At 71.3% G+C, this 18,845-nt stretch carries 12 protein-coding genes; 8 read left to right on the top strand and 4 right to left on the bottom strand.

Features of this window, described 5'->3' with window-relative positions; all coding sequences use genetic code 11:
- Positions 1-9: 9 nt before the first annotated feature.
- Together ACIBU0_RS26385 and bla are read left to right on the top strand one after the other, a co-directional pair.
- A complete protein-coding gene (locus tag ACIBU0_RS26385) occupies positions 10-1,449 on the top strand; it encodes an MFS transporter (RefSeq protein WP_398822704.1) in 1,440 nt (479 codons plus the stop codon).
- Between the two features lie 169 nt (positions 1,450-1,618).
- A complete protein-coding gene (gene bla, locus ACIBU0_RS26380; protein WP_398822701.1) occupies positions 1,619-2,557 on the top strand; it encodes a class A beta-lactamase in 939 nt (312 codons plus the stop codon).
- 26 nt (positions 2,558-2,583) lie between these two features.
- Here the strand turns inward: bla and ACIBU0_RS26375 are convergent, their stop codons facing one another.
- From ACIBU0_RS26375 to ACIBU0_RS26365, 3 genes are all read right to left on the bottom strand, one after another.
- Positions 2,584-5,052 (bottom strand): serine hydrolase, encoded by a 2,469-nt coding sequence (locus ACIBU0_RS26375; protein WP_398822698.1) that lies wholly within the window; start codon positions 5,050-5,052, stop codon positions 2,584-2,586.
- Positions 5,053-5,288: 236 nt separating this feature from the next.
- Positions 5,289-6,212 (bottom strand): homocysteine S-methyltransferase, encoded by a 924-nt coding sequence (mmuM, locus tag ACIBU0_RS26370; protein WP_398822806.1) that lies wholly within the window; start codon positions 6,210-6,212, stop codon positions 5,289-5,291.
- 258 nt (positions 6,213-6,470) lie between these two features.
- Entirely contained in the window at positions 6,471-8,579 is a 2,109-nt protein-coding gene (locus ACIBU0_RS26365) for an autotransporter (RefSeq protein ID WP_398822695.1), read from the bottom strand.
- Positions 8,580-8,768: 189 nt separating this feature from the next.
- Here ACIBU0_RS26365 and ACIBU0_RS26360 point away from each other — a divergent pair, with 189 nt between their 5' ends.
- Positions 8,769-9,860, top strand: a complete 1,092-nt coding sequence (locus tag ACIBU0_RS26360; protein ID WP_398822692.1) for a family 43 glycosylhydrolase — start codon at positions 8,769-8,771, stop codon at positions 9,858-9,860.
- Between the two features lies 1 nt (position 9,861).
- Positions 9,862-11,274: an RICIN domain-containing protein gene (locus ACIBU0_RS26355; RefSeq protein WP_398822689.1), complete on the top strand. Its 1,413-nt coding sequence runs from the start codon at positions 9,862-9,864 to the stop codon at positions 11,272-11,274.
- Positions 11,275-11,293: 19 nt separating this feature from the next.
- Here the strand turns inward: ACIBU0_RS26355 and ACIBU0_RS26350 are convergent, their stop codons facing one another.
- Positions 11,294-12,958, bottom strand: coding sequence for a rhamnogalacturonan lyase B N-terminal domain-containing protein (locus tag ACIBU0_RS26350; RefSeq protein ID WP_398822686.1), 1,665 nt, complete (start codon positions 12,956-12,958; stop codon positions 11,294-11,296).
- A gap of 190 nt (positions 12,959-13,148) precedes the next feature.
- Here ACIBU0_RS26350 and ACIBU0_RS26345 point away from each other — a divergent pair, with 190 nt between their 5' ends.
- From ACIBU0_RS26345 to ACIBU0_RS26330, 4 genes are all read left to right on the top strand, one after another.
- Complete coding sequence (locus ACIBU0_RS26345; protein ID WP_398822683.1) at positions 13,149-14,210, top strand: rhamnogalacturonan acetylesterase; 1,062 nt, start codon at positions 13,149-13,151, stop codon at positions 14,208-14,210.
- 121 nt (positions 14,211-14,331) lie between these two features.
- On the top strand, positions 14,332-16,023 hold the full coding sequence (locus ACIBU0_RS26340; RefSeq protein WP_398822681.1) for a DUF2264 domain-containing protein: 1,692 nt from the start codon (positions 14,332-14,334) through the stop codon (positions 16,021-16,023).
- Positions 16,024-16,047: 24 nt separating this feature from the next.
- The gene (locus tag ACIBU0_RS26335) at positions 16,048-18,024 is read left to right on the top strand and encodes a PE-PGRS family protein (protein WP_398822678.1); all 1,977 of its coding nucleotides are present in this window, start codon (positions 16,048-16,050) and stop codon (positions 18,022-18,024) included.
- 251 nt (positions 18,025-18,275) lie between these two features.
- Positions 18,276-18,839: a DUF6232 family protein gene (locus ACIBU0_RS26330; protein WP_398822675.1), complete on the top strand. Its 564-nt coding sequence runs from the start codon at positions 18,276-18,278 to the stop codon at positions 18,837-18,839.
- Positions 18,840-18,845 lie beyond the last annotated feature (6 nt).

The following is an 18,845-nucleotide window of genomic DNA, read 5'->3' as shown; positions in this document are numbered from 1 at the left end:
GGCCGGCCGGTGCTCGCCGTACTGCTTGTGGGCGCTTTCATGCCCACCCTGGACTTCTTCATCGTCAACGTCGCCGTCCCGTCCATGACCGAGGACCTGCGCGCGACCAGCGGCGAGATCGAACTCGTCGTGGCCGTCTACGCCATCGTCTACGCCAGTCTGGTCGTGCTCGGCGGCAGGCTCGGCGACCACTGGGGACGCAAGAAGACGTTCGTGGTGGGGATCGCCCTGTTCACCGCGACGTCGGCGATGTGCGGCAGCGCACCGGACGTATGGTGGCTGATCTGCGCACGGGCGCTGCAGGGAGGCGCCGCCGTCGTCCTGTTCCCGCAGGTGCTGGCGCTGATCCAGCTCCACTACCCGCCGGCCGTGCGCCCCCGGGCGATGCGTCTCTACGGCCTGGCGACGGGCGGCGCGATGGCCACGGGACAGCTCATCGGCGGACTGCTGATCAGCCTGGACTGGCTGGGCCTGTCCTGGCGGTGGGCCTTCCTCGTCAACCTTCCGATCGGCGTGCTGACGCTGATCCTCGCCCCGCGCCTGCTGCCGGCGACCGGCGGGCAAGGAGGCCTGCGGATCGACCGCACGGGGGTCCTGCTGTTCGCCGTGGCCATGGTGCTGCTGGTGGTTCCCCTGACGGTCGGCCGCTCGGCCGGCTGGCCGGGATGGACCCTGTTCATGCTCCTGGGGGCGGCGGTGCTGCTGCCGGGATTCTGGCTCTGGGAACGCCGCACCGAGGCCCTCGGGCGCGACACGCTGCTGCCCCCCAGCCTGCTCCGCACCGGCACCCTGCGCACCGGCCTGCTGACCGTGTGCGCCTTCTACGCCACCATGTCCTCGGCGCTGTACATCCTGGCCCTGCTGCTCCAGCAGGGGCGCGGTCTCAGCCCCCTGGAGTCCGGGCTGGTGTCCAGCCCGCTGATGGTCGGCTTCTGCGCGGCGAGCCTGGCCTCCTCCGCCCTGACGGCTCGCTGGGGCGCCACACGGCCGCTCAAGGCCGCGATGTGGATCCGGACGGCCGGTTTCGCCGCCCAGTTCCCCCTGGTGCTCGCGGCGGCCACTGCCGTCAACATCCCGGTGCTGACCGTCCTGCTCGCCATCAACGGTGCCTGCACGGGAGCGGTGATGGCCCCTCTCCTCACGCTGGTCCTCGACGACCTGAAACCCGCTCAGGCGGGCGCCGCCAGCGGTCTGCTGGCCACGGCCCAGCAGGTGGCCGGCGCCGTCGGGCTCTCCGTCGTCGGCATCGTGTTCCACGGCGTCGCCGCCCGCCGGACACCGCTGGACCCGGCGGGCATCGCCACCGGCTACCGGCACGGGCTCGTCTACCTCGTCCTGATGTCGGGCGCCGCCCTGGCGGGCCTGTCCCTGCTGACGCGGACCCGGGACGCCCAGCGGACCGCCGGCACACCGGCCGGCAGCTCCCGGCCCGTACCCTCCCAGGACTGAGCCGCTCCGCGGACCGCCCCACCCGCACAGGTGCGCGAGTCAATCACACGGCAGGATGGCCGAGTTGAACTGCACCGACCCCGGCGCGTAGAACAGCGACGACCCCCCTCGTCTTGTGCACCGGCCGCGGCAGGGTACGGACTCGGCTTCCGAAAGCAGGTACAACCGCATGACCCCAGAGCAAACCGGCCTGTCCCGCCGCGCCCTCCTCACCGCGGCCGTCCTGCTGCCCCTGACGGGGTGCGGTGGCTCACAGGACCGCTCGGCCGCCCTGGCGTCCCGGGCACCGGCTCGCTCGTCCACCTCGCCCTCCGCCGCCGCGAAGCCCCTGGACCTGCCGTCGCTCCGGGCGCTCGAACGCAGACACGACGCCCGGCTCGGCGTGTACGCCCTGCACACCGGTACCGGCACGACGATCGCCCACCGGGCGGACGAACGCTTCGCGTTCTGCTCCACGTTCAAGACGGTCGCCGTAGCCGCCGTCCTCGACCGCAACCCGCTGCGGCACCTGGACGAGCGCGTCACCTACGCGTGGAGCGACATCAACTCCATCTCACCGGTCACCCGGAAGAACGTGGCCAAGGGCATGACGATCCGCCAGCTCTGCGACGCCGCCATCCGGCACAGCGACGGCACGGCCGCCAACCTGCTGCTGCGCGACCTCGGCGGCCCCCAGCGGCTGACCGCCTACCTGCGCGACCTCGGCGACACCGTCAGCCGCCTCGACCACTACGAGCCCGAACTCCACCGGTCCCGCCCAGGCGACCCGGACGACACCACCACGCCCCGGGCGATCGCCGCCGACTACCGCACACTTGTCCTCGGCGACGCGCTCGCCACCGACAAGCGGGCCCTGCTCACCGACCTCCTCGAGCGCAACACGACCGGCGGCAACCGCATCCGGGCCGGTCTCCCCAAGGGCTGGCGGGTCGCCGACAAGACCGGAACCGGCACCTACGGCCGGGCCAACGACATCGCCCTCGTGTGGCCACCCCGCTCCGCCCCCCTCGTGATGGCCGTCATGTCCGAGCGCTCCTCACGCGGGGCCCGCCCCAGCGAGTCCCTGATCGCCGAGGCCACGGAACAGATCGCCGCCGCGCTGACCTGACCGGAAGGCCGCCGGCTCCGGTCGCCTCACCCGATCCGCGTCAGCTTCGCCCCGACCGACGGCTCCCGAAGGTCCGACCGCAGCGCCAACGGCACGTGCCGTGCCCCCGCACCACTGCCCACCGTCAGCTCACCGACCACGGTCCCGGCCTTCGCCCCACCGGCCAGGGACGCGTCCCCGTCACGGAAGGTGAGCTTCAGCCTCTGCCCCGGCACCCCGACCACCTGCACGTCCTTCGTCGCCACCACCGGCGTACGGCCGCCGAGCCCGTCGTCGATGTGCCCGACGACCTGCCCCTTCTTCACCGCCGTGGCCGAGGTGAGCGCGTCCCGGACCGCCTTGATGACCTTCTCGCTGTTGTCCAGCACCAGCTGGAGGCTGTTGGAGCCGTTGGGGTCCGGGCCCGTGACGTGCTGGTCCATCATCGTGCCCAGGACCAGCCGGTCCTCCCCGTCCACCGTCTTGTACGCGGCCCAGGACAGCGTTCCCCCGGCCGGGGTGTTGGAGCCGGTCTTGATGCCCCTGACGCTCAGCCCGGCCACGCCCAGCAGGCTGTTGTTGTTGAAGATGCGCGTGGCCCCGGGGATCTCGGCGTCGGGCAGCGCGACGACCGCGCGGAACGACTCGAACTTCATGACCGCCTCGGCCAGTTTGAGCTGGTCCACGGCCGTGCTGACGGTTCCCTTGTCGAGACCGCTGGGGTCGGTGTACGTCGTGTTCTTCATACCGAGCGACTTCGCCGCCGCGTTCATCTTCCGGACGAACGCGGTCTCGTCGTCCGTCTTCGTGTCCCACCGGGCCAGCAGCCGGGCCACGTTGTTGCCCGACGGGATCATCAGCATCTTCAGCATGTCCTGCAGGCTGAACGTCTGACCGGCCTTCAGCCCCTCGATGCGTGACTCGTCCTTGGCCTTGCCCTCCTCCACGGTCCGGGCGTCGACGGTGACGCTCGGGCCCGGCTCGTCCCGCTCGATGGGGTGGTCCCGCAGGATGACGTACGCCGTCATGATCTTGGCGACGCTGGCCGTCGGGACCGGCTTCTGCTTCCCGAACGTCCCGATGGTGCCCGAGCCCGCGATCATCACCGCGGCCTGCCCCTCCTCGGGCCACGGCATGGTGAAGGTGCCGCCGCCGATGGTGAAGGACGACGCGCCCGCGTCGAGGGCGAGGACCGGTTCGGGCAGCGGACGGACCAGTTGGACGACGAGCACGACCAGCGCGAGCAGCGCCACGAGGGGGGACCAGATCTTGACCCTGCGGAGGATCGTGCGGGCCGGAGTTGCCGGTGGCGGCGGGGTGTTGGTGAGCTGCGCGAGGAGGTCGAGCGGAGAGGGGGCGGACGGTTCGACAGCCGGCAGGTCGGCGACGTCGATCGCCATGGTCTTGTCGACTCCGGCGGCCGCGTCCTCCAAGGTCCGCAAGGCGACCGTACGGGTGCTCTCGGACGCCTCAGGGGCGGCCGCCTCGGAGGCCGCCGCCGTCCCGTCGGCTGCGGCGCCGTCGTCCTCGTCGTCTTCGGGAGCCGCTTCGGCGTTCTTGTCGGGTGCCGCGCCGTCACCTTCCGGGGCCGCCTCGGCGTCCTCGTCAGGGTCTTCCTCAGAGAGGGGCTCGGCGTCCTGAGCCGGCGCTTCGTCACGATCGGCACCCGCGTCGGCCTCGTCCGCCCCCTCAGCCGACCCACCGTCGGCGGCGTCCTTCAACGCGCCTGGTTTCTCAGCGGGTTCCTCGCCCGCGCCCTCGGACCGACCCGGCTCCTGCGCCTCCTCCGGCGTCTCCCGCCTGTCGGACTCGGTTTCCGCGTCCCGCGCTTCCGGTGCCTCCGGGGCTTCGGTCTCGGGCTGGTCGTCCCGCTCCTGCGACGCCTCCGGCTGTTCTGACTCGGCTTGCTCGTCCCGTTCTTGCGGTGTCTCCGGCGCGTCGGGTTCGGCTTGGTTGTCTGGGTCCTGCGGTGTTCCAGACCCGTTCGCCTCAGCCTGGTCGTCGGGCTCGTCCGACGCCTCCGGCTCTTCCGACTCGGCTTGCTCGCCCTGCTCTTGCGGTGTCTCCGGCGCGTCGGGTTCGGCTTGGTTGTCTGGGTCCTGCGGTGTTCCAGACCCCTCCGGCTCGGCCTGGTCGTCCCGCTTGTCCGAAGCCTCCAGCCCTTCCGGCTCGGCCTGGTCGTCGGACTCGTTCGATGCCTCCGGCTCTTCCGGTTCGGCTTGCTGGCCCTGCTCCTGGGGTGTCTCCGGCGCGTCCGGTTCGGCTTGCTCGTCCCGCTCGTCCGACGCCTCCGGCTCGGCCTGCTCGCCCCGTTCGGCCGCCGGCTCCGCCGATTCCGGCGCTTCCGCCGCTTCCCCCGGCCCCGGCGGTCCCGTTTCCGACGTCGGTTCCCCGGACGGGCGGCCGTTGCTGGTCTCCTCGTCCGGGTCCGGAACCGACTCGTGCGCTGCGCCGGAGGGATCCGTCGGCGGGTCGTCCTGGTCGAGGACGCCGGTGTCCGCTGCTTGGTCCGCCATCGTTGTCTCCTTCGTGCGCTCGCGACACATGCGTCCTACAGGACGGGCGGACGGGCACGTCGCGTTGCCTGACGCAGGTGCTGGTGATTCTCGCCGGGCGATCCGCGGCACCCCCAGGGGCCGGCCGGCGATCGCCACGCGGCGGCGCGGTCAGCGTAACCGATCACCGTTCGAGTACGGCGGCGAGCGTTACCGGCGGTGACCGGAAACCGACGTGCCCGGCACCGCTTCCGCGGCTACCGCGCCTGCGCCACCGCACGCGCGATGGAGCCGATGGCCTCCGGCCCCACCCGGCAGCACCCCCCGATCAGCCGTGCCCCGGACTCCCGCCACCCCCGCACCTGGTCGGCGGCGAAGGTGGAACGTCCCTCCCAGGCACGGGCCTCGGCGTTCCAGGCCTCGCCGCTGTTGGGGTAGACGACGACGGGCTTGCCCGTGACGCGCGCGGCGATCTCGATGGCGCCCTCGACGTCCTCCGGCGCGCAGCAGTTGACGCCGACCGCGATCACCTCGTCGGCGTCGGCGGCCAGGGCGAACGCCTCCTGAAGCGGCTGCCCGGCGCGGGTGCGGTCACCGGCGACGGAGTACGACAGCCAGGCCGGAACACCGAGCCCGCGCACCGCCCGCAGCAGCGCCTCGGCCTCGTCGGCGTCCGGGACGGTCTCCAGCGCCAGCACGTCGGGCCGGGCCCCGGCGAGCACCTCCAGGCGGGGCCGATGGAAGCGCTCCAGCTCCGCCACGCTGAGCCCGTACCGCCCCCGGTACTCGGAGCCGTCGGCCAGCATCGCCCCGTACGGCCCGACCGACGCGGCGACCCACAGGGGCCGCGTGACGCCCCCGGCCTGTGCCCGCCGCGCCGCCTCGCGCGCCGACTCCACGCTCAGCGCGAGCAGTTCGGCCGCCCGCTCCTGACCGATCCCGCGCTTGGCGAAGCCCTCGAACGTGGCCTGGTAGCTGGACGTGATCGCCACGTCCGCCCCGGCCTCGAAGTAGGCGAGATGCGCCTCGGTGATCGCCTCGGGCCGCTCGGCGAGCAGCCGCGCCGACCACAGCTCGTCGCTCAGGTCGTGCCCGGCGGACTCGAGCTGGTTGGACATGCCGCCGTCGAGCACGACGGTCCCGGCGGCGAGGGCTTCGGCGAGGGTGATGGTGCTGGTCATGGTGACGACGGTAGTCGAGGCCGGGCGGGTGTCCGGCATATGGGACAGCCGGGAGAGGTGGGCGGGATCCAGATGGTCCGCATGCCTGAGACCGCTCTCGTGGATGACGAGGCCCGTGCCGTCCTGGGGGTCGGGCAGGCCACCCTCGAACCCCTCACGCACAACCCGAAGCGCCGTCCTGAAAGTGCTCACCCGCACCAGGGAGGCCACCGGCCGCTGGGCGGCCTCGGCTTCCCCCAGCCGCCGAGCGGTCGCCGACTACCCCTGCGCCGCGTGCCGCCCTGCCCGTCGCCGCCCGTGCCCCCGCCCGAGCCGCCTCGCCGGCACCACGAGCCCGAGGAGCAGCCCGGCGGCCAGCACGTACGGCCACCAGCCGAGGCCGCCGCTCGCGGTGCGGGTGCCCGGTGCGGCGGCCGGGCCGGCTGCCGTGCGGGGGCCGGCGGAGTCAGGGGAGGGAGTGGCGGTGACGGTGGTGAGGACCACGTCGTTGCCGTCGCCGCCGCGGTAGCTGATCCGGTACGTGGTGTCGCCCAGTTGAAGCTTCTCGCCCTCCTTCAAGCCGGTGAAGGCGCCGGTCGTCCTCGCCCGCCCCCGGTGGTCCAGGACGGTGATCTTCCGGGCGGGCTTCGTCGCGGCAGCGGCGGCCGCGAGATCCAGGTCCCCGGCCAGGCGGACCCCGCCCGTCACCTTCAACGGGCCGTCGCGCAGGACCAGTGCGCCCTTCGCCGCCTGCGTGTAGTCGCCGGAGACGGTCAGCCCGCCCGCGACCACGCCTTCGTTCGTCACCGCGCCCTGCACGGTGCCCTTGCCCGTCAGCGTCTTCCCCGCGCCCACGCGCAGCCCCGACGCGCCCACCTCCAGTCGCGACTTCGCCGAGGTGAGCCGGATCGCCTTGCTCCGGGCGAGCGTCGCGCCGGCCCGCAGGGCGAGGGTGCCCTCCTTTACCGTCGTCGGGCCGGTGTACGTCACCCCGCTCCCGGTCAGGGTCGCCGTGGCCGCCCCCGCCTGAGTGAGCGACCCGCTGCCGCTGATCCGGGACAGCGACAGGGCCTTGCCCGCGTTGTTCAGCACCAGGGAGCCGTTGTTGACCACCCTGCACAGGCCGCCCTTGGTGTACAGCCCGCCGTCGCCCCCCGGTCTGCCGCTGCCCAGCCGCAGCACGGCGCCCTTCTCGACGGTCGTCGAGCCGTCGTAGTACTGGACGGCGGCGAAGGTGACGTCATTGCCCTTCGTCCCCTTGATGACGATGTCCCCGGCGCCGGGCGCGGACAGGGTGTCGTGGAACACCCCGCCGCCGATGGGGGCGCCCAGCGTCACCGGGCCGTTGTAGTCGAAGGTGAGCAGCGAACGGGACCGTGCCGCCAGCAGGTTGATGTAGACGGTCTCGGCGGTCCCGGGCATGAAGATCTTGTTCGTCGTGCCGTTGCCCCACTGGACGTTGGCACCCTTGATGTTGGTGCCGCGCTTGTTGACGTTCTTGCGCGCCGGGGTCCAGTTGAGGGCCGGGTCGCTGAGCGAGGGGTTCCTGTCGCCGCCCTGGTCCGACCAGCTGTACTGCCCCGTGAGGACGACCTTGCTGCCCGGCCGGGACTGGACGTTGATGTCGCTGCCGTACTCGCGCTGGTAGAAGTCCATGCCCATGGTGACGGTCTGGCCGAGAGGCGTGTCCACGGTCCAGGTGCCCTGGTTGAGGACCTTGCGCATGTTCGGCAGCGAGGTGGCGAACTCCGGCGCGCCGGCGTTGAGCTGCGTGCCGTTGTCGATCACCCCGGAGAAGGAGTGGGTGCCCGACAGGGCCCAGCTGCCCCAGAGGAAGCGCGGCTGCGTGATCAGGCCCGAGCCGCTGATCGTGCCCAGGTTGTAGGCGCTCGTCAGCGACAGCCGCAAGGTGCCGTCGACCCGGATGTTGTCCTGGTTCAGCCGGAACGCCGGGGTGTTGTACGGGAAGTGCCCGATCAGCCCGGTGGTACCGCCGTTGCCGTACTGCAGGGTCGCCCCGCGCTCGACCGTGATCGCGGGCGGGTCCGCGTCGGTCGTGGTGACGTAGGGGTGGTTGCCGCCGAGGACGCTCACCTTCTGCCGCTGCCGGGACTTCGGCAGCGTGAAGTCGCTGTCCTTGGTCAGGACCAGGGTCCCGCTGCCGCGCACGGTGAGGGTCCCCTCGCCGCGGAAGACGCCGTCGTACGTCGTCGTACCGGGAGGCACCTCGATCACCGCGTCGCCGGTCAGTGTCACGTCCCGGTCCGCGAGTACGTCGGCGGTGACATCGCGGGAGGCCGCGGCCGCGGGGGGAGCGGCGACGGCGAGGGCGGCGACCGCCGCGAGGGCGCCGGCGGCCGCTGCTGTCTTGTGGGTAAGGCTGTGCACGTCATCGGAGACGGGTGGGAAGGGCGCCGATAACAGAAAACCGCGGTCCTTTGGAAAGCGCTCTCTCCCGTCACGTCGAACCCGTTGACCTCCAGAGTGCACACCCTTACCTTTTCGGCGTTCGTAATGGCAGATCACGTTCGTGATGTCGAACACTTCCCCCCTCTGAGAACCCGAGAGGCAGTCCGTATGAGCCGCGAAGACGACCTGCCCGAAGTCCCCAGCCGCAGGCTGCTGCTGAAGGGTGCCGCAGCCGCCGGCGCCCTGGCCGCCGTCCCCGCTCTCCCCGGTGCCGCCCACGCCGCCCCGCCGAAGGCAGCCCCCTACGTGAACCCCCTCGTGAAGCAGCGCGCCGACCCCCACATCCACCGTCACATCGACGGCCACTACTACTTCACGGCCACCGCCCCCGAGTACGACCGCATCATCCTGCGCCGCTCCCGCACCCTGAACGGCCTGTCCACGGCCCCCGAGTCGGTCGTCTGGCGGGCCCACTCGACCGGCGACATGGGCGCGCACATCTGGGCTCCGGAACTCCATCGCATCGGCGGCAAGTGGTACATCTACTTCGCCGCCGCGCCCACCGAGGACGTGTGGCGGATCCGCATCTGGGTCCTGGAGAACGCCCACCCCGACCCCTTCAAGGGCACCTGGGTGGAGAAGGGCCAGGTCAAGACGGCCTGGGAGACCTTCTCCCTGGACGCCACCACCTTCACCCACCGCGGCACCCGCTATCTGTGCTGGGCGCAGCACGAGCCCGGCATGGACAACAACACCGGCCTGTTCCTGTCCGAGATGGAGAACCCGTGGACCCTGACGGGCCCGCAGGTGCGGCTGTCCACACCCGAGTACGACTGGGAGTGCGTCGGCTTCAAGGTCAACGAGGGCCCGTACGCCCTCAAGCGCAACGGCCGGATCTTCCTCACGTACTCGGCCTCCGCCACCGACTACCACTACTGCGTCGGCATGCTGACCGTCGACGCCGACGCCAACCTCATGGATCCGGCCAACTGGTCCAAGTCCCCGACCCCGGTCTTCACCAGCAACGACACCACCCGGCAGTACGGCCCCGGCCACAACTGCTTCACCGTCGCCGAGGACGGCCGCAGCGACGTCCTCGTCTATCACGCCCGCCAGTACAAGGAGATCGTCGGCGACCCGCTGAACGACCCCAACCGCCACACCCGCGTCCAGAGGCTCGGCTGGAACCCCGACGGCACCCCGGACTTCGGCATACCCGTGGCCGACACGGCCGCAGCGACCGTGCAGGGGAGTGTCTGAGATGAGACGTGCGTACGCGGTGCTGCTCGCCCTCTGTCTGGCCGTCGCCGGCGCCCTGGCCACCGCCGGCCCCGCCATGGCCGCACCCCGGACCATCACCAACGGCACCCAGTTCACCGACACCGCGGGCAACCCCGTCCACGCCCACGGCGGCGGCGTCATCAAGGTCGGCTCCTACTACTACTGGTTCGGCGAGCACCGCAACGCCGACAACACCTTCCGGTACGTGGACGCCTACCGCTCCACCGACCTGAAGAACTGGGAGTTCAGGAACCACGTCCTGACCCAGTCGTCGGCCGCCGAGCTGGCCACCGCCAACATCGAGCGCCCGAAGGTCATGTACAACGCCTCCACCGGCAAGTTCGTCATGTGGATGCACAAGGAGAACGGCACCGACTACAGCGAGGCCCGCGCAGCCGTCGCCGTCTCCGACACCGTGGACGGCACCTACACCTGGCAGGGCAGTTTCCGCCCGCTCGGCCAGCACATGTCCCGCGACATCACGGTCTTCGTCGACACCGACGGCACCGGCTACATGGCCTCCGCCGCCCGTGAGAACTACGACCTGCACATCTACCGCCTGACCGGCGACTACACCGGCATCGCCGCCCTGGTCGCGGACCCCTGGCACGGCGGCCACCGCGAGGCGCCGGCCCTGTTCAAGCGGGGCGGTGTCTACTTCATGCTGACTTCGGGCGCGACCGGCTGGAACCCCAACCAGCAGCAGTACGCCACCGCCACCAGCATCGCCGGTCCCTGGACGGCCATGACGAACATCGGCGACTCCACGGCGTACGGCTCGCAGACCGCGTACGTCCTCCCGGTGCAGGGCACGTCGACCACCTCGTACCTCTACCTGGGCGACCGCTGGGGCAACTCCTTCGGCGGCACCGTCAACGACTCCCGCTACGTCTGGCTGCCGCTCACCTTCCCCTCCTCGACCTCGATGTCCATGTCCTGGACGCCGGAGGTCACCATCGACACGGCCACCGGGACGGTCAGCGGAACGAGCGCCACGTACCACACTCTCGTCGCACGGCACTCCGCCAAGTGCGCCGACGTCACCAGCCAGTCGCAGTGGCAGGGCGCCCAGATCAAGCAGTACGACTGCAACGGCGGCACCAACCAGAAGTACTGGTTCAAGTCCGTCGGCAGCGGCTACTACCAGCTGGTCACCCGGCACAGCTCCCTGTGCGTCCAGGAGAACGCGAGCACGGTCACCCAGGAGAACTGCGACACCTCCGCGACCGGCCAGCAGTGGTCGCTCACCACCACCGGCTCCTACGTGAACGTCAAGTCCCGCGCCACCGGTGAGTGCCTGGACGTGAACGGCGCGTCCACCGCCGACTCCGCCGCGATCATCACGTACACCTGCAACGGAGGAACCAACCAGCAGTGGACGCGCGGGACCTGACGCGGTGTCGGCCCGTGTCTCAGGCGAGCAGGTCGATCGCGTCGATCGCCGTGCCCGCGCTGAGATAGTCCGTCGTCCCCGAGCCGCTCACCACGTCGATCCTGAGCACGTTGTACTGGCTGGTGTCCGTCTTCCAGGCGGACGCCGGCACGCTGTACGTGAACGTGTGGTTGTTGCCCCGGTACGAACCGTTGGTCAGCGACCGGGTGTTCGGCTGGGTGGGCGGGGAGGGGATCGCGGACGTCCAGGCGTCGTTGACCGTGACCTGGGGGCGGCCGTTGGCGTACGCCGTCGTCACGCCGATCCGCAGGGTGTGCGCGGCCGCGGCCTGGGCCGCCGTCAGCCTGAAGTACACGAGGATCCCGCTGTTGACGTCCTTCCAGAGGTAGCAGGGGAAGGACGCCGTCTCGTTGTTGCCGATGACGACGTTGCCGGTCCAGGAGGCGGCCCGGACGTCGGACGGGTGCGCGTACGTCATCAGGTCGGCGTTCTTGAAGCCGCTCGGCGTGCCGTTCCAGTCGCCGATCCGCCAGATGGCGGTGGCGTTGCCGGGGTCGTTCGAGGACGGGATCGCGATCGTGTTGAGGGTGGTCGTACCGCCGGCCGTGACCGTCACCGACCCCGTGTACACGGCGAGTTCGCCCTTGAAGACGGTGAGGGTGTACGTCCCCGGCAGCACACCCCCGATCGAGAACCAGCCGTCCGACGACCGCGCCGAACCCCAGTACTGCGCAGCCGAGTTGGCGAGCCCGACGGTGTACGGGTACGCCGTGTTCCGCCCGGAGATGCCGACCCCGGCGACCCGTCCGCGCCCGCTCGCGCCGACGTACCCGGAGATGCCGAGCGAGTCCGCCCACGAGGTGGTGAGCGTGCCCGGGAACAGCGACGAGGAGGGCGCCCCACCGTCGGTCAGGGCGATGACGTACGGGCCCTGGAGGCCGAAGCGCTGGGCCTCGGTCTGGTTCTGGCCGTAGTACAGGATCTCGTACAGGCCGCCGCCGTCCGCGCTCTGGTGGCGCAGGAGGGAGCGGTAGAAGGGGCCGCCGGAGGCCTTCTCGTGGTTGCTGCGCACGATCCAAAGGCCGACGCCGCCGGTCGTCCAGCCGATGTAGTCGTAGTCCATCACCCGGCGCCTGGAGTAGTGCTTCGAGCGGGTCTGGCCGTCGGACTTCCGGAAGACGTCCGAGGCCTCGATGGTGGTGGGCGCGTAGGTGTAGGAGTCGGGCTCGTCGTTGAGGAACAGGCCCTTCTTCACGCGCAGGATGTAGCGGGTCGCCGAGACCGAGTCGTCGGCCTTGTTGGTCCACAGGTAGATGTTGTTCTCGCCGCTGCGGGCCGCGTAGTAGTGCCGCAGTGTGCCGTACGCGACCGAGATCAGGATCGTGGATCCCGACTGCCTGACGGACACGGTGGAGGTGCCGAGGCCGGACTCGATGTGCGAGTTCTTGCCGCCGTAGCCCTGGTACTCCGTGCCGCGGTAGACCAGTGAGGTCAGGTCGCCGTTGGTCTTGCTGACCTTGAAGACGAGGCCCGCGCCGGTGTCGACGGCGTAGTTCGACCCGTCGTCGCTCCAGCCGAAGGCCGCGGCGCAGGCCGTGCCGCTCAGGGCCGCGGTGCCCGCCGCGGCCGCGGTGCCGAGGACGAAGGTGCGGCGTCGGACCGGTCTGTTCGCGGATCCGGACATGGGGGGTGCCTCCTTCGGGGCGTGTGGGGTTGCGGTGTGAGTGAGAGTGACAGTTGAATCGATTTCGCGAAAGGGCTTTCGCCGCGAGGAAGTTGGCAGCGTTGTGAAATCGGCACAGGGACTAGAAAGCGCTTGCCCGGCGCGGTACGGTCCAGCGCCAGGCCTTGTCGTCCTGTGGAGGAGCCGACGCATGAGACGTTTCAACCTCGCCGTCCTGGCGGCGGTGACGCTGAGTACCGGCCTGGCCGCCGCACCGGCCCAGGCGTCCGAGGCGTCCGAGTCGTACGCCGGTCGGCGTCCCCTCGGTATCGAGAACTGCACCGCCACCGCCTGCCACTTCGACGTCCCGCCCGGCACGTACGACGTGAAGGTCCTCCTCGGCGGCGAGGCCGCGTCCAGCACGAGCGTCAGCGGTGAGACCCGGCGCTCCCTGCTCCCCGAGACGTCCGCCCCCGCGGGGGAGCGCGTCGCCCGCAGCTTCACCGTGAACGTCCGCACCCGCGAGGGCGAACCCACCGGCCCCGACGGCACCCCCGGCCTGGACCTGCGCCTCGGCGGTTCGGCCCCCGCGCTCGCCGGCATCGAGGTCACCCCGGCCCGGCACGCCCGCCAGATCTTCCTGGTCGGCGACTCCACGGTCTGCGACCAGCCGGGCGACCCGTACTCCGGCTGGGGCCAGCAGCTCCCGCAGTACCTCTGCAAGGGCCTGTCCGTCGCCAACTACGCGGACTCCGGCGAGAGCACGGTCACCTACCTCGCCGACTCCCGCCTGTGGGCGACCGTCCAGCCGCAGATCCGCCCCGGCGACCTGGTCCTGATCCAGCTCGCCCACAACGACAAGACGACCGATGGGGCCACGTACCGGGCGAATCTGGAGGCGCTGGTCGCGGGCGTGCGGGAGAAGGGCGGGAAGCCCGTTCTGGTGACCCCCGTCGTGCGCCGCTGGTTCAACTCCGACGGCACGCTCGACAACAACACGGCCCTGCTCGTGAACGGACTCGGCGTGGACCACCCGGCGGTGATCCGCTCGGTCGCCGCCGACCGGGGCGTCCCCCTGATCGACCTGACGGCCAGGACCAAGGAACTGGTGGAGTCCCTGGGCGTCGAGGCCTCCAAGACGCTGTACCTCTACAACGAGAAGCGGGACAACACCCACACCTCGGTACACGGCGCGACGCTGTACGCGGGGCTGGTCCGCGACGAATTCGTCGCCCTGCATCTGGTGCCGGAGGGTCTGGTTCGGGTGGGATGAGTACCGCATGAGCCCCTGGGGCGCCCCGACCGGAACCGGGGCGCCCCAGGCCTGACCTCCCGGTCGGGCGGGCCCGACCGTCGCGAGCCGGAAAGAACCATTGCGAGCAGGAAAGACATCCATGCAACTGCCCCCCGACGACCGCACCCTCAGCCCGCACACCGGCTACACCCGTGCCCACTGGGAGGCGGCCGCCGACGCCCTGCTCGCGGCGGTCGAGCCGTACGCCACCGAGGACCGTGCCCTCTACCACTTCCCCGGCGACCGTGCGAGCTGGTCGGGCCGCCTCTCCGACGGCCTGGAGGGCTACGCCCGTACGCTGCTCCTGGCCGCCTTCCGCCGCGACGCGACGGCGCTTCAGCGGTACGCCGACGGACTCGCGGCCGGAGTCGCGGGCGTCTGGCCCCGCATCGAGGACCGCAGCCAGCCGCTGGTCGAGGCGGCGTCGATCGCGCTCGCGCTGCGGCTGACGCGGCCGCTGCTGTGGGACCGGCTGGACGACCCGGTGCGGCAGCGGGCGGCGGCCTGGCTGGCGGACGCCCTGACCGCCGAGGCCTGGCCCTGCAACTGGGAGCTGTTCCCGGTGACGGTGGGCGGCTTCCTCCAGGAGACCGGGTACGAGACCGAGGCGTCCCGCACAGCGATCGACCGAGGCCTGGAGCGGATCGAGGACTGGTACGTCGGCGGCGGCTGGTACACGGACGGCGACGGCCGGAAGTTCGACTACTACAACGGCTGGGCCATGCACCTGTATCCGGTGCTGCACGCGTGGCTGGCCCAGGACGAGAGGCTGCTGGAGCTGTACGGGGGTCGGCTCCAGCAGCATCTCGACGACTACGCCCGCCTGTTCGGCGGCGACGGCGCCCCGATGCATCAGGGCCGCTCCCTGACGTACCGGTTCGCGACGACGGCACCGCTGTGGCTGGGCGCCCTGACGGGCCGTACGCCGCTCGCGCCGGGGGAGACGCGGCGGCTGGCCTCCGGCGCGCTGAAGTACTTCCTGGAGCGGGGCGCGGTGGACGCGAAGGGTCTGCTGACCCTCGGCTGGCACGGCCCCGACGAGGCGGTCCTGCAGGGCTATTCGGGCCCGGCGTCCCCGTACTGGGCGAGCAAGGGCTTCCTCGGGCTGCTCCTGCCGGCGGAGCACGAGGTCTGGACGGCGACGGAGGAACCCGGGCCGGCCGAGCGCGCCGACGCGACCACGCCGATCGCCGCCCCCAACTGGCTTGTGCAGTCCACGCGTTCGGACGGCCTGGTCCGCCTCCACAACCACGGCAGCGAGGACGTCCGCTACGACCCCTACTACACCCGCCTCGCCTACTCGACGGCGACGGAGCCTTCACCGTCGTACGACAACAGCGTGATCGTCGGCGGCGATCCGAGCCGCACCGGCATCGAACCGCTGGGCGTGGGCGACGGCTGGGCGGCCTCGCGGCACACGGCCGGCGGGGGCGCCCGGGTGACGAGCCTCGTGCTCGCCCACGGGGCCGTGGAGGTGCGGGCGCATCTGGTCGCGGACGCGGAGCCCGGGACGCCGGTGCGGGTCACCGGGTGGGCCTGCCGGGACGGAGTGCGCGCCGAGATCCGACCCGTCGCCGGGCTGGACCGCGAACTCTCCGGCGTCACCGGCGACGACGACACGCTGTTCGTCGCTCTCGCCCGGCTCACCGCCGACCAGGACCCCGCACCGCTCGGTGAGTCCGTGACCGTGCGGGCGACCGACAAGGGCGGGCTTCTCGTGCGCTGGAGCGACGGGCGCGAAGTCGAGGCCCGGCTGGGCGACTTCGGAGTGGAGATCGTCACCGGGGGCTGAGCCGTCTCGGGCAGTATGAGGATCATGGGTGGGAGAGACGAGCTGATCGCACTGCTGGGGCGGGCCGGGCTGGACGTCGTGGGGGACCGACGGGTCGAGGAGGTGCCGCCGCCTGCCGTCGCACGGCGCCGTGTCGTCGCGTGGGAGACCCGGCCGACGGTGGCCGTGGCGGCGGACCGGGCCGACCTCGTCACCGAGGTCAACGCCCAGTGGCACCGGCTGGCCAGTGCGGCGGGGATCTTCGACGAGGACGGGGCGTTCCTCATCGACTTCTCCGGCAACCGCACCGGGCGCTGGTTCAGGGTCCGGCTCACCGACGGCTGGGACCTCGCCGGAGTGCTGGGGGAGCGGCCCGGACAGCCGGAGTTCGTCACGCTGTCGCCGGCCGGCGACGTCCTGGTGGGGGCCACGACGGAGGAGTACGAGGTCTGGCTCGTCGCCGTCGACCGGCTGCGGGAGCGACAGGAGGAGGCCGCGAGGGCGGCTGCCGACGAGACACCCGAGGAACAGACGGCCGCCTGGAAGGCGCTGTTCGAGGGGCCGCGGCCCACGGAGAAGCTGCTGAACGCCTGGGTGCTCGGCCTCTCGCTCAACCCGGCCCTCCCGCAGGACCTGCTTCCTGTGCTGCTGGAGAGGTCCCGACACGCCCTGTACCGCCCTCTGCCTTCGCCGGTCGTTGACGCGATGCTGTCCCACCCGGACTGGAAACTGCGGGCGATGGCGGCGGAGTACCAGCCGGACATCACCCGCGAACAATGGACCCGCCTGATCCTGGGCGAGCAGGACGACGAGCACCGCCGCTGGATCTTCACCCTGCTGGCCGCGGAACGCCGGGCCGACCTCGACGAGGACACCTGCCGCCGGCTCGCCGCCGACGTGTCCCCGCGCATCCGCGCCGAGGCCGCTCACCTGACGGGCCTGCCCGTCTCCGCGGCGGTCGCACTGGCCGCCGACCCCGACAGCGGGGTGCGGTACGCGGCCTGCCACGCCGCCTGGCCGGATCTCGACGCCCCGGCACGCCAGGCGCTGCTGACCGACGCCGACGGCAAGGTGCGGACGGCGGCCCTGCTGCTCCATCACCGTGAGCACCCGATGCCCCGCTCGGTCTACGAGCGCCTGGACCACAAGTCCCGTGCGCTGGAGAGCTGCCGGCTGGAGCGGAACCTCGCCGCACACCTGGCAGGTCACGGGGAGCTCGACGAGCGACGCGCCCTCGCCCGCAACCCCCGCCTCGACACGGACCTCGTCGCCCTCCTCGGCGACGACCCCGACGACGGCGTGCGCTTCGAGGTGTCCAAGCGCGCCGACCTCACGGAGGATCAACGCGCGGGCATCCGTATCGATTTCAACCCCCGCATCCACTACCGCGAGCTCGACTGGGTCGTCGCGCTCCACGACGACCACGACGCCATGCGTCGGCTCGCCGTCTCCTCCCACCCCCTGGTCCGCAGAAGCGTGGCCCGCGCCCGGCATCTGCCGCCGGACGTCGTGGCCCGCCTCGCCCGGGATGAGGACCGCGTCGTCCAGCTCTTCCTCGCCGAGTCCTGCGACGACGCTCCCGCCGACATGCTCATGCGGGTGTGGCAGTGGTGGGACGGCAGCCTGAGCAGCCCCGACCGGCCGCGCAGCCACCCGAACTTCCCCCGCCGGGACCTGCTGCGTCACACCGGCGACCCGAACCCGCGCATGCGCCGGCTCGCCCTGGACGACCCCGAGTCCACGCCCGAGCTGGTGGAGCGGCTCAGCCGGGACCCGAGCAGCGAGGTGCGCCACCGGGCCGCCACCGACCCGCGCCTGTCGGCGGCGGCAGCGGCACGGCTGACCGAGGACCCGCACGACGACGTGCGCAGTGCCGCCACCAGGCATCCCCGGCTGCCGGTCCGGATCCTGGCCCGGCTGCTGCGCGACCCGGCCACCGCCGAGAGGGCCGCCCGGAATCCGGCGCTGCCCGCAGAGGTCGTGCACGGGATGGCCGAGCTGATCGGGAGGCGCGGTTCCTGAGGAAGGCGACGGCCGGGCAACGCCCGCGCATCACATACAGGAATCGTTTTTCACCCCTGGCGCCCCTCCCTCACCGACCTTTTCCAAAAGGCTTGTTGGCCCGATATCAGGGGAGCACACTGCTGCCCATCGAATTCCGGGCAGCAGCCGGTCGAGTGCGCCGGCGGCTGTTCCAGTAGACGGGGGAACTTCATGCTGCCCAGCAACAGGCGTGGGTGGCCTTGTGCGTTCGCCGGCATACGCACGGGAAAGTGAGTGCGGATATGGCGAAAGAGCGGGTCGGTCACATCGTCATCAGCAAGCGGGTCGTCCAGATCGGGCATGAGGTCTATCCACTGGCCAATATCTCCCGGGTGCAGACGCTGCGGGTCAGGTGGGGCGGCAAGTACGCGACGCTCTATCCGCTGCGGCAGATCTCCGCCATCGTGGTCGTCGTCGGGGTGGTCGTCGGTGCGGCCGTGCTGGTTCCGCCGCGGCTCCCGTCGGGCGTCGATCCCGATATCGAGGAAATGGCGCGTCGGTTCGCCACCCTTCTTTCCGCTGTGGCGGGAGTGGTGGTGGCCTACTGGCTCGTCGTGCTCCTCTACCGGCTCTTCATCAGGCGCCGCCACTACGCCCTGGTGATCGAGACGGCGGGCACGCAATACACCGCGCTGTCCGGCTCGGATTACGCGGAGATCCACCGCATCAGAAATGTCATCGTCGGAGCCATCGAGAACCCGCCCGACCAGGCGACATCCGTACAAGTGCACGGGGATGTCGTGATGGGTGACCAGCGCAAGCAGGTCGGAAGCGGAAATCGCATGTACACCTGAGTACCT

The sequence above is a fragment of the Streptomyces sp. NPDC049627 genome, from assembly GCF_044465645.1.
Classification (GTDB): Bacteria; Actinomycetota; Actinomycetes; order Streptomycetales; family Streptomycetaceae; genus Streptomyces.
Note: the sequence above shows the minus strand (reverse complement) of the source record. Positions and strands in the feature narration are given on the sequence as shown.